Below are 12,652 nucleotides of genomic sequence, written 5' to 3' on the forward strand. Positions count from 1 at the left end.
TCTTTCATCTTGCTCTCTTAACTATAGGTCTCTTTTATTTTTGCAAACCGTGGTACAACCACAGTTCGTACATCTTGTTCTTTCAGCCAGTGCGTCTTCATCTGACAGGTGAGCTGAAAACATCTTTCTCCACATCGATTGTACACCCATCCATATGATCATGAGTGAGACAATTCCAATGATGCTTATTAAGTATTCTTTCAACATGCTAAAACATTTATCATAACCATACTAACTTCCTAATCCTGAAAATCCCATAAATGACAAAGACAGAATACCTGCTACCAACAAGGTCAGCACGGTACCTTTTACCAGATTGGGTACTTCAGCAAACTCCAGCTGTTCACGCAATCCGGCAATAAGCACGAGTGCCAACGTAAATCCGGTGCCTGCACCCAGGGCGTACACAAAGCTTTCAATAAAACCATACCCTTTGTTAGTTTGAAATAATGCCAATCCAAGTATGGCACAATTTGTTGTGATCAGGGGTAAAAAGATCCCCAAAGCTTTGAACAGTACAGGACTCATTTTCTTGATGAACATTTCTACCAATTGAACAGTAGAGGCAATGACTACGATATAACTGATCAATTGTAAAAACGGTGCGTTAATGACTACAAGAAAAGCATGAATGCCATACGCACAAACAGAACTTATCAACATCACAAAGGTGACTGCTCCTCCCATTTTAGTAGCGGTTTCCATCTTACCGGAAACGCCCAGAAATGGGCATATGCCTAGAAAATAGGCCAATACAAAATTGTTGATGAGACTGGCATTAATGAATATGTACCAAAGCGATTCCGATTTCATAATTTTGCCTTTTTTTGTTTAACCCAATTGAATAGGAATAACCACAAAGCCAAGGTGAAAAAACCTCCGGCTGGCAGTATCATAACAATCCATTCTTGAAAGCGGTCCGGGAATATGGCCATTCCAAAAATGCTCCCGTTACCCAGAATTTCCCGAACAGCGCCGAGACACAATAGTGCGAATACAAATCCTAAACCCATGCCCATGGCGTCCAAAGCAGACCTGCCGATGTTGTTTTTTGAGGCAAAAGCTTCTGCGCGACTCAGTATCAGGCAATTCACTACTATCAGCGATATGAATGCACCCAAACTCTTATGTAGTTCTACACTAATCGCCTGAATGGCATAATCCGTGATCGTAACAAAGGTGGCTATGATAAGAATATAAGAAGCTATTCTTACTTGTTTAGGAATAAAGTGGCGTAATGAAGACACCAGAATGTTAGACATCATTAATACAAATGCTGTAGCCAGCCCCATGGCCAAGGCATTCTCTGCGGTATTGGAAACGGCCAACACAGGGCACATACCTAGGACTTGCACAAATACTGGATTGTCCTTCCAGATACCCTTAATGAATTCGTCCGTGTTGGGGTTTTCACCAAGAAATCCGAATAGCCCTTCACTTGATTTATTCAACTGATTACTCATTGACATCCTCCTTTCCAATGATTTTGAAGGTCTCCCGATTATTAAAAATCAACGGAACCATTTCACTGGTGCTACCGGCCAATATGTCACCGATAGCGCGTGATGAAATAGTGGCTCCGGTAATGCCATCCAACTCCCAGGGATTATGCTTACTACCACTTTTTACCGTCACTATCTTGTGTCTGACCATGTTTTCGTTGGTTTTTAGCGATACATCCAATGCCTCAAAATTGACGAGAAAGTCAGGGTCCTTTTCAATTTTATCACCCAGACCAGGAGTTTCTTTGCTTTCGAGCACGTAGAAACCAACTATTGTTTGTGTACCTGGATCATAACCATAGAGTATGCGAATCTTATCTGCATATCCCTGGCCACTGGCTTCTATGGCAATGCCCTGCATCTTATTTTGGGCATCATAGCCTGCGTAAACTACTGTTGCTGTCTTTGGATTATCAGTGGTCAACAGAAAAGTACCGTCTTTTTGAAGCCGGAAAGTTTTTGTTTTGGTGATTCCGGGAATGACTTTGAATATTGCTTTTTCCAATGCTTCAGCCTTTAGCCGCTCTATCCTTGGAAGTGTACCTTCATAGGTGAGCACAATCAATAAGGCGCAGAGGATGCCAATGCTGACCATCGCAATCAGCATTTTGTTGTTTCCGGATGAACTTTCTGTCAATATGGGTTGACTGGTGCTCATAATTTTGAATTACTTTTTGAGGTGCCGTAAACACGCGGTTTGATCAGTTTGTCGATTTGAGGCGACAACGCATTGCCAAGCAAAATGGCGTACATGACTCCTTCTGGTAATCCACCCCATATGCGTATGACCACCACCACAACGCCAATAAACACACCATAGATAATCACTCCGCAAGAGGTGATAGGAGAGCCTACCATATCTGATGCCATGAAAAAAGCACCCAACATCAACCCTCCGGAAAAGAGCATGAAATTAGGGGATGGATATAATTGATTATCAATTAGATATAATATCCCACTTAAAGCATAAACGCTACCTAAGATGGAAATCGGAATTCGCCAGTTCATCATCTTTCTGACTATTAGGTAGATACCGCCGATGATGATTACAATGGCCGACGTTTCTCCTGTCGACCCGCTAGTTAGGCCAAAGGCTAAATCAGAGATAGACACGGACACCTGGTCAAACTTGAAGGCCGAAAGTGGAGTTGCTCCGGAATTACCATCGACCACTGGCTCATAAAATGGCAAGGTTAATACTGATGAAGAAATCGCAGAAAAACGATGGTCTGAAAATACCTCTGACCATGTAGTGATAGCCACAGGAAATGCCGCTTGCAGGACAGCTCGTCCAACTAAAGCTGGATTAAAAACATTATACCCCAATCCTCCAAAAGCAAACTTTCCTAATGCAATCGCCACAATGCCACCGAGAAAAGTCATCCAGAGTGGGAAAATAGGCGGAAGGGTCAGACCCAATAGTAATCCGGTAATCACTGCTGACCAATCTGATATGGTGCTTTCTTTCCCGGATAGTTTGCATAAAACGTGCTCAGTAGCCACACATGAAATTACAGCTGTTGCCAGGACAAACAGAGCTCCGAGACCAAAGGCATAGACAGCGTAAGCCGCAATGGGAATAAGTGCAAACACCACGTTTTTCATAATGACACTGGTACTGGTACCTGATCTGATATGTGGTGATGTGCTGATATTTAGAGTCTTACTTAGCATCGGTCTGGGTTTGAGCGTTACGTTTTCTTACCAGAGACTTGGAAAGCCTGAAATATTGCACCAGGGGAATATTTGACGGGCAGACGTAAGAGCACGAGCCACATTCAAAGCAATCCATTAGATTGTATTGATTGACCATCTCATCGAATGCATCAAACCTGGCGAGTATTCCTAGTCTCGATGGATTTAGGGAAATAGGACAAGCTTCCACACAAGCACCACACTTTATGCAAGGATATATTTTATGAGTTCTGATTACCTCCTTGTTTCCAAATGCTAAAATCCCGGACGTTCCTTTTACAATGGATATGTCAAGGTTGGAAACTGCTACTCCCATCATGGGGCCACCCATGTATACTTCGCTAATAGGTTCGTTCATACCTACATGTTGCAGCACATAGCGAAGTGGAGTGCCGATAGGTATCAAATAGTTGCCTTTCTTTTTAATGGCCGGACCGGTTATTGTGACAACACGCTCCTGGATACCTCGACCATGTGGCAACAATCGCCCTATTTCAGCGGTGGTAGCCACATTGACCACAACTACATTTACGTCTATTGGCAGTCCACCAGACGGCACTTCACGATCTAATACTGACGTAATGAGCATCTTCTCAGAACCCTGAGGGTATTTTACGGGCACCACCCGGATTGCTATTGGCAGGTCTCCGGGTATACTTTTGACCAAATGATTCGCTGCATCCTGTTTGTTAGCTTCTATTCCAATGATCACTCTTTTAGCACCGGTAGCTTTGAGCAAATAGCGAATACCCATGAAAATATCGTCCGCTTGTTCGAGCATAACCCTATGATCTGTCGTTAGATAGGGCTCACATTCAATTCCATTGATGAGCAATACTTCACAGCGCTTATCATCAGGGACCTTTAGTTTAACATGAGTTGGAAAGGCCGCACCTCCTAATCCAACTATTCCTGCATTTTGAATGGCCTGTAAAATTTCTTCTTTGGTCGCTGTATCTGCGTCAATAGGAACGCCCTCCATCACTTCCTGGCCTGATGCGGGATAGGGTTCGAGGTAAATGCCTGGTACCATTTTACCAGAGATAGTGGGTACATTTTGGATCTTTCTTACCGTGCCCGAAACAGGGGAGTGCAGCGGTACAGATACATAACCATCGGCTTTAGCCAGTAGCTGTCCGCGCTCAACTTCTTGTCCTTCTCGGATGATAATTTTGGAAGGAGCACCAATATGCTGGACTACGGGTAAGATAATCACCGGTGCAAAAGGGAACTGGCGAATGGGTAGGCCATTGGTGTCGTTTTTATGCTCAGGTGGATGAATACCGTGCTTAAAGGTATGGGTACTTATTTTTAGCACTTTGCTCAGTTATATTTTTCAGCTCGTTTGATCCATTTATCAATATCTTTTTCGCTCCGATCTGCGGGTAATCCCGGATGTATGACCCGGGCTGTGCATTTTTCTGCTGCCTTTACCAAATCTTGGTAGGGACCACCATCAGGGTCCTTAATAAACGCTTTTTTGTCATGGTTATAAGCAAATATTTTGGAGTTAAGCTTGGTACATTCATCACAAGAAGTACATTCCTCTGTCTCTAGCCAGGGAGCCATATAATCACCGGAAGATTTAGATGCCACCTGTTTTGATACCGCTGAACTCACCTCGTCAGTTTTACTTAATGCCAGATCAGCAATGCCTGACCCATCGTCACCTGCAAGCTTCATTAGGCCTTTTGTTATTTTACTAACTATCTCCGCGCGCACCTTGCTTTCCAAATCAACGGCTTTTACTTTTTCGGTCTTAACACCGGCGAGACCGCGAAGCATGATCCAGAAATCCCGTCTTTCCTCGCATGACTCTACAATAGGCTTGGCCACCAAAACCCGACTTAACAATTGTTTTCTATTTACTGCCCAAATGAACGGAAACTTACCTTCCCGATCTTTGATATCCAGCGTCAGGAAATCTGCCAATGGCACCATATTGTCATTCCAGGTATCTCGAGGTGCCTGACGAAAATGCTTTCTGAACCTGGCCTCGGTGATGGCGAAATCTGCGAAAGTCATAGCTACTTCCATTGACTTTTCCCTTCCATTCTCTTTGTACTTCAATCGGTAGGTGGGCCATATACTATCCATGGCAGGATTACCGCTCAGATCAAAGGCTTCCTCTGCCTTTACACCCAAATCGGGATTATATTTAAAGATGGGATAGGCCCTGGATTCCAGCGCCAGTTTAGCTTGATGAACTCCCAGATCGTCGCCCACACCATGCTCTGGCTGGCAGGTGGTATACAAATTAAAAAGAGCAGGTCGTTTGGTTTTCAAACCATCAATAAAGCCTTCTATCATTTGACTGGTATTGGCCAGGGTGCCTTGAAGCACATAGGTATTTCTGTGTGCCATAGCGATGAGCCCTATTTCTTTGCGTGGTTCTGCTTTCCCTTTCCATACTTTGCCGTACTGTGCCATATCAGAGATTTGACCAATGAATCCCGAAGTACAAGCTTGCCCTCCTGTATTAGAATAAACCTGTGTATCTACCACAATCACTTTGATGGGTTTCCCTGAGGCCATCATTCGGGACAAATTTTGGAATCCGATATCGTACATGGCACCGTCGCCACCTAGGGCAACTACCGGAGGACAAAGGAGCCACTCTTCGTCGGTAAACTGCTCCCAGTTGAAATAGGTAAAGAAGCTATCGTGTGTAGATGGATCATATTTACCTTTCAATTCGAGTTCTGCTTTTCTAATCGCCTTAAACCCGTCTGCCATTTTGGCCATGTGGCCCTCGAATATACCCATGGCCATTGAAGTGGAGTCTTGAAACAGATGATTGGCCCAAGGGAAGGGGTAGGGGTTGAAGGGATACGTACTTCCCCACACCGATGTACATCCGGTAGCATTACACATACCCATGTTAGATCTGCCTTTGCCTGTGGTGCCATCGGTATACTTCCATCTCAATTGCTTCAATTTTGCAAGCAATTGTGTCATGTCTTGCAACCAGTCCTGGTCGATTGGTTCACCGCCTTTTTCGGATTCTATCCTCTTGGTAATTTCAGCCATGGTCAAATCGCTGTCATGCATTTCGACGATGATTTTGGACATCATGTCCGCATCACTGAGATTCACCGTTTTCATGAGTTTGGACTGAATGTGTCTTTCTAGCCTTTTGGTAAGCTCGTCCAAATGGTCGACATGTTTCTTGATTCTGGGCTGCATCAGTGACTCAACCGTAGCGGTAAACAGGTGTACCACGGTTTTTTCAGAACATCCCAGACAGGCACCGTCTCCACTTGCAAAATTGAGATAGGCATCCTTATTCAATAGAATGGTCTCTAATGGCCCAATTTTTTCTTCCAAATCATCGATGCGATTGTACTGCTTTGGGGTATTTGGCAAATCCATCCAAAAATCCCATTCGTCCCGCAGTTTGGCTACAGAACCTTCTGTCTGAACAATGGGCTTCAAGGCATCATCGTCGCATACTTCGACACATTCCATACAGCCTTTGCAAGTATTGGGATTTACAGTGATACTAAATAAACCTCCTGTACCGGATTTGTCTTTTTCATGTAAATCAAAATACGGACGGGTGAGTGCAAACTGAAAATCACCCAGTTCATCTCTAAACCAAGTCAGTTCCTTACACAAATCTGAGTCATTCTTGTTCTCGCTTAGTGTCTGGTCTATGATGTCTTGAATGAGATCGTTGACCGTAGCTCCATTTTCTGATTGTTTGAGAAGAGCCCTAATCTTGCTCTCCATTTGTCGAGTTACCTTTGGAAGGTATTCGACTTTTTCATTTTTTTTCTTCACACGCTTCACTACGGTGTTCATCACATCCGATAAGCTATTCACGAGTCCTGGAATGGCAGTATCCGGACAGGCGGTATAGCAATTGCCGCAGGCGGTACAGTTGTTAGGAATCCATTGGGGGTGTTCGAACCGTATGCCGGTCATATCTCTGAAAAGCGACGTCGTCGCAGGCATCACACTTAGGCCGATGAACGGATCGGTGATGTTGTCGTTGCCTTGGCCTTGAATATAAAAGTTGCCGGTTTGCTCCCAAAAGCGATGAATATCACTGAGATTGGATTCGCTTTTTGCGGTATGCTTCAGCAGACTTGGCAACGGAAGAATAGCCTTACCATTGGTATGGGGGGATGATTGATCACTGACTACCTTGTTGGTGATTTCATGTACCTCATCAAAGCCGCGTCTGACCACTCGCATATTGTCATCTACTACTCGTTGACCTTTTCCACCAAACTTATGCTGTAATTGCTCTTCGATGGCTTTGAGCAGTGTTTCTTCTGTAAGACCAGCATTTTCCATCAATGGGGAAACTGAAAAAAAAGCTCCCTGAAAGGCGATACCCTGCATTCTCAACTGTAATTCCGGGTCTGTTGCTTCTTCTCTGGCTATTTTAAATCCATCGATATAATAGACATGAATACTATTATCTATAATTAGTTTTTGATAATGTCTTGGTATATCTCCCCAAACTTCCTCTGCATTTTTCTTGTCGCTTTGAATGATGAAGGAGCCTCCTTTTTTTAACCCGGCCAGGGCATTGGTATGTTTGAATACATTGGGGTCAGGTGAAAGTACCACATCTACAAAATAAAACTCACAATTCATGCGGATGGGCTCAGGAGCTGCTGCCAAATAATAGGTGGTAGGTTGTCCTTTTTTCTCAGAACCATATTTTGGGTTGGCCTTGATGTCGTAGCCCAGAAGATCGAACAAGGTCATGGCCAGGTTCTTGCCTGTAGTCATAGCGCCCCAGCCACCAACGGAGTGAAACCTGACAGTGGTAGCACCTTTAGGCATGAGGTTAGGATTTTCAGATCCTCTTACGGACAGTTCTTTCACATGGGGATAAGCCTCCTGAACGGTCTCCTGATAAAGTTTTTGTTTTGGCGTAAATGCTGCTTCCCGGATAAAATCAATGGAAAGGTAAAATTGTTTTTTGTGTTTGCCATCGGGTAACATGTTTTCAATAGCCCCAATAATCCCCTCTGCTTGCAAGTCGCGACTACCCATACCAAATGACCCGGAATAAATCGCTGGCATGTCCTTAGGAGAATAGCTGGCCAGATGAGGGTAGGGTTTGTCCTTTTTGTGTGCACCGTTTTCGATGCACTTGGTCAGTACAGCTCTTATTTCCCTGGCAATGGGTAAATCGGTAGCCAACGGCTGGTCCAGTCGTTCGAGTATGGCTACACCCTTTTTGCCTTTGAGCAACTGACTTATCTGATCATCCGGAAATGGTCTGAACATCACCAGATCTACAGCACCCACTTTTAATTTTCGCGTTTTTCGAAGATAATCCACTACGGCTTCTGCACTGGTAATCACACTTCCCTGACCGAGGATGAGATAGTCAGCATCTTCAACCTTATATGACATCACCCGCTCATACTTTCTGCCAGTCAACTGATGGTATTCCTCAAAGGCCTGATCAGTAAGTGCTTTGATATGATCGAAAAAGAAGGGTCGTTGTGCGGCCACACTCTGCATGTAGGAGTCCTGGTTTTGCACGATGCCTGCCATCAGAGGATTGTCTACGTCCCAAAGTTCGGGTATCCGTCTTCGTTTGTCTCCATATATGATCTTTTGAGCAGGAGTAGGGGTGTCTATAAGATCGTCCGGTCTTCCCAGATATTCCCTGATCAGTTCCCGTTCCGGAATCAACAAGGATTCAATCAAATGTGTAGTCAGGAATCCATCCTGTGCGATGGCTCCGGGTGTCAGGGCCATCTCGGCTATTTTGTGCGAGATTACATTCAAATCAGCCACATGCTGCGCATTCTTGGCAAACAACTGGAAGAACCCGGTATCGTCTATGGCATGATAGTCGTCATGTCCGGCATGCACGTTGAGTGTGGCTTTGGTCATCGCTCTCGCACCAATATTGAGAACATAAGTGAGCCTTTTCCCAACGGCTGCATATAGCGATTCGTGCATGTAGGCAATTCCTTGCCCTGATGAAAAGTTGGCAGCACGTTGTCCTGTCATAGACAATCCTGCGGTGACAGCGGCAGCGGCATGTTCACCTTCAGGTTCTATAAATATCAAAGGCTTGTCAGATATGTTCAGATGACCGGAAGCCGCATTTTCTGCCCAATATTCGCCCATCTGAGTAGATGGGGTAATGGGATAGGCACCAGCAGCATCGGATGACTCTCGTTCACACATAATGGCGGCAGTATTGCCATCCATAGCTACACGGGTACCGGGATATTTTACTCTACTATGTTTTGAATTCATAACCGATTCTTTAGTTCAAGAGATTTTTGACCGACGAACGCCCAATTTTTTTAGTTCTGCACAACAAGCTGTTTGGTCTGGTTCGCCAACTTCATGAATTGATTAGCGATATCTAAATCCATCCATACATCCTCATTTTCATGAGCATCATATAAGAGATCGAGATGAAGGTTGCTAAATCTGGAATCATAATTTCTGCAATCCAATAAAATTTCTTTCAGGGTGATGCCTGGGTTAGCTTTCAAATCATGATTCATCAGGAACCCTGTGAGATAGTTTTGAATGGCTCTATAGGCATTGCGACACACCAAATAAGGCACAATGTCCTCAGCTGGTTTTAATAACTCCTCTTCTGCGGATTGATAGTAATCACCTGCCAGATCAAGTGTAGATTTGATTTTTTGATCATACATGGCTTCTAATTTTTTTAGACAAAAAACGATGCTACTTATGGCATCTTATTGCTAATCAAGTTATTCATATAACTATTTAGAGAAGATGAGCTAGGTCAATTATAGGTATGATATATGTCAAATGTTGAGCCAGGTCAATTGGATTGCATGAGGTTTGAGCCAGGGTCTGTTAATTCTACTTCAACAGCCCATTCACATTCATGCGATACATTTTCCCGATAGGAATTTGGTGGTCACCAATAGCGATTCGATTGCCTTCAATGCTATTGATGTGTTGGGTAGCTACTGCGAAAGACTTGTGTACCTGCAGGAAGTTTTCAGCAGGCAAGGACTCGAGTAGATTAGAGATTTTTTCACGGATGGTAATTGTATCATCGTTTAGAATCACCTTGGTGTAGTTGCCTGACGCTTCAATGAAGAGAATATCATCGATTACTACCTGTGTATATTTTTTGTCCCCCCGAAAAAATAAGCGGTTCGGTTTTGTAGGGTTTTGCACTCCACTTGAAAGAGTCTGGTTGCTTGCCGTTGAACTCATAGCCTTGTTCACCGCTTTCAGGAAGCGCTCGAAGCTGAAGGGCTTCAGCAGATAGTCCATCACATTTAGTTCATAGCCTTCCAAGGCAAACTCGCTATAAGCGGTGGTGACAATTACCTTGGGCGGTGCCGGTAGCGTTTTTAGGAAATCAAAACCTTTCAACTTGGGCATATTCAGATCGAGGAAGATGAGATCCACTTGATGCTTATTCAGATATTGTAAGGCCTCCAGCGCATCGAAACAATTCTTCTGCAATTCCATATTGGGTAGCAGATCACAATAGTCCTTTATGATTTCATGAGCGATGTGCTCATCGTCTATGATGAGATATTTGATCATTTGGACTTTAAGGTTAATTGCGCTTTATAAATATTATTTGTTGCTGTATGGGAAAACGTGTGCCTCTTGGGGTAGACCAGCTCAAGTCTCCTTTCTAAGTTTTGTAAACCGATACCAGGTTCCTCCGATTGCTCGTTGATATCAAAATTATTCTCAATGGCAAAGTTAATCTCGGTTTCACTGGCGATCAAATTTATGTGTACGTAGGCCTCTTTCCTAAGATTCTCCACACCATGTTTAAAAGCATTTTCCAGTAGAATTATGAACAACAAAGGCATTACGCGGATACCCTCCTGCTGGATATGAAGATTTAGTTTGATGTCCGTTTCTTTATGATATCTTACCTTGTGCAGTTCGATATAGTTTCTAATGTACTCTAATTCATCTTCCAGTATGACCCAATCCTTCTGACCCTCATAAATACTATAGCGCATCATGTCGGAAAGTTTCAGTACCATGTCCTTTGCCTTTTTGGAGTCCTTTTCTATTAGACCGTATAGGTTGTTGAGCGTATTAAAAAAGAAGTGTGGATTGACCTGGCTTTGCAGGTGCAGCAATTCTACATTCGTCTTCTCCCTTTTCTGTCTGAGAGTAGATCGGATTTGACGAAAGGTCCATCGTGCTGCCCAATAGGCAAGCAGCGACCAATAGAAGAAAGAAGTAATGGAAAAGAAGGGTTCTATGTCAGCTTCTTCCAGGAGTAACAACATCATACCGACGCCAATTGCAAATACCCAGTAGGCGTATCTACTAACTAATAATTTACTTCTCTCTTTCCTTGAAATCATGCTCAATATTAGTCAAGGATAGTTCATCGCACAAAGAAGTTGATAAACAGCCTCATTCTGGTGTCCTACTTGGCGGAAGCTGTGACCAAATCACTTGAAACACCTTAGGAATCATTGTATAACCAGCTTGTTGTTGTTGATCACAATTATTTATGGAACATCAGTTCGGAGCATAGGTTTGAACAAAAAAATTAAAACCTATGAATAGTCTTATAATTTCTAACCTATCCAAAACCTACTCCAATGGGGTGAAAGCCCTCAATAACGTTTCTCTTGAAATACCTTCAGGTATGTTTGGTTTGCTGGGGCCCAACGGTGCTGGTAAGTCTACACTCATGCGTACCATTGCAACGTTGCAAGAGGCGGATGGAGGTAAGGTCTCCTTTGGCAATCTTGATGCGCTGGTACAGAAAGATGAGGTGCGAAAGATATTGGGTTATCTGCCCCAGGAGTTTGGGGTTTATCCAAAGATATCTGCGGAAGTACTCTTGAATCACTTAGCGGTACTGAAGGGAATAACCAGTAGAAAAGAGAGAAAGGAAGTAGTGGAAGCTCTCTTACACAAAACGAATCTTTACGAGGCTCGAAAGAAAAACCTCGGTGGTTACTCGGGAGGAATGAAGCAGCGCTTCGGCATCGCCCAGGCTTTACTATCGAACCCTAAACTCATCATAGTAGACGAGCCAACAGCTGGTCTTGACCCAGCTGAAAGAAATCGTTTTTACAACCTATTGAGCGAGCTTGGTGAAAATACGATCGTGATTCTTTCCACACACATTGTAGAAGACGTAAAGGAGCTGTGTACAAACATGGCCATTATCAATCGGGGTGAAGTGCTGCTCAATGGCAATCCACAGAAAGCAATCGAACAAATCGAAGGAAAGGTATACAGCAAAACCATTCGCAAAAGTGAATTGCAATCGTACAAAAAGGAATATACCATCCTTGCAGACCGGTTATTTCAAGGTCAACCTATTATTCACATTTTGAGTGAAAGCGCTCCTGGTAATGGTTTTAAGCAGGTTGCGCCTGATTTAGAAGACGTTTATTTCTCAGAGATATTTGGTGGAAACAGTGGACGTGAGGCTTCAAACTGATTTTACCTCAAATTTAAGTTATCACTCTAATAATCAATTA

Annotated in this window: 11 protein-coding genes; 1 reads left to right on the plus strand and 10 read right to left on the minus strand. The window is 43.6% G+C overall.

The features are described 5' to 3' along the window. Positions 1 to 21: 21 nt before the first annotated feature. The 10 genes from ABJD64_RS09410 to ABJD64_RS09455 all read right to left on the minus strand — a co-directional run bounded on the left by ABJD64_RS09410 (position 22) and on the right by ABJD64_RS09455 (position 11,515). Positions 22 to 207 (minus strand): hypothetical protein, encoded by a 186-nt coding sequence (locus ABJD64_RS09410; protein WP_348178048.1) that lies wholly within the window; start codon positions 205 to 207, stop codon positions 22 to 24. 24 nt (positions 208 to 231) lie between these two features. Further along, positions 232 to 813 (minus strand): RnfABCDGE type electron transport complex subunit A, encoded by a 582-nt coding sequence (locus ABJD64_RS09415; RefSeq protein WP_348178050.1) that lies wholly within the window; start codon positions 811 to 813, stop codon positions 232 to 234. Further along, positions 810 to 1,463 (minus strand): electron transport complex subunit E, encoded by a 654-nt coding sequence (locus tag ABJD64_RS09420; protein ID WP_348178052.1) that lies wholly within the window; start codon positions 1,461 to 1,463, stop codon positions 810 to 812. Before ABJD64_RS09420 ends, ABJD64_RS09415 begins: the two co-directional genes overlap by 4 nt. Next, a complete protein-coding gene (locus ABJD64_RS09425) occupies positions 1,456 to 2,160 on the minus strand; it encodes an FMN-binding protein (protein ID WP_348178054.1) in 705 nt (234 codons plus the stop codon). Before ABJD64_RS09425 ends, ABJD64_RS09420 begins: the two co-directional genes overlap by 8 nt. Continuing rightward, a complete protein-coding gene (locus tag ABJD64_RS09430; protein WP_348178056.1) occupies positions 2,157 to 3,176 on the minus strand; it encodes an RnfABCDGE type electron transport complex subunit D in 1,020 nt (339 codons plus the stop codon). The genes ABJD64_RS09425 and ABJD64_RS09430 overlap by 4 nt, the downstream gene beginning before the upstream one ends. After that, the gene (gene rsxC, locus ABJD64_RS09435) at positions 3,166 to 4,515 is read right to left on the minus strand and encodes an electron transport complex subunit RsxC (RefSeq protein WP_348178058.1); all 1,350 of its coding nucleotides are present in this window, start codon (positions 4,513 to 4,515) and stop codon (positions 3,166 to 3,168) included. The genes ABJD64_RS09430 and rsxC overlap by 11 nt, the downstream gene beginning before the upstream one ends. Before the next feature lie 5 nt (positions 4,516 to 4,520). Further along, on the minus strand, positions 4,521 to 9,437 hold the full coding sequence (locus tag ABJD64_RS09440) for a 2-oxoacid:acceptor oxidoreductase family protein (protein WP_348178060.1): 4,917 nt from the start codon (positions 9,435 to 9,437) through the stop codon (positions 4,521 to 4,523). Between the two features lie 50 nt (positions 9,438 to 9,487). After that, a complete protein-coding gene (locus tag ABJD64_RS09445; RefSeq protein ID WP_348178062.1) occupies positions 9,488 to 9,850 on the minus strand; it encodes a hypothetical protein in 363 nt (120 codons plus the stop codon). 175 nt (positions 9,851 to 10,025) lie between these two features. Further along, positions 10,026 to 10,727: a LytTR family DNA-binding domain-containing protein gene (locus ABJD64_RS09450; RefSeq protein ID WP_348178064.1), complete on the minus strand. Its 702-nt coding sequence runs from the start codon at positions 10,725 to 10,727 to the stop codon at positions 10,026 to 10,028. Continuing rightward, the gene (locus ABJD64_RS09455) at positions 10,724 to 11,515 is read right to left on the minus strand and encodes a histidine kinase (RefSeq protein WP_348178066.1); all 792 of its coding nucleotides are present in this window, start codon (positions 11,513 to 11,515) and stop codon (positions 10,724 to 10,726) included. The genes ABJD64_RS09450 and ABJD64_RS09455 overlap by 4 nt, the downstream gene beginning before the upstream one ends. A 200-nt stretch (positions 11,516 to 11,715) precedes the next feature. On the opposite strand from ABJD64_RS09455, the gene ABJD64_RS09460 reads away from it, so the two are divergent. Further along, positions 11,716 to 12,612: an ABC transporter ATP-binding protein gene (locus ABJD64_RS09460; RefSeq protein ID WP_348178068.1), complete on the plus strand. Its 897-nt coding sequence runs from the start codon at positions 11,716 to 11,718 to the stop codon at positions 12,610 to 12,612. Positions 12,613 to 12,652 lie beyond the last annotated feature (40 nt).

The organism is Reichenbachiella sp. (genome assembly GCF_039944555.1).
Taxonomy (GTDB): domain Bacteria; phylum Bacteroidota; class Bacteroidia; order Cytophagales; family Cyclobacteriaceae; genus Reichenbachiella.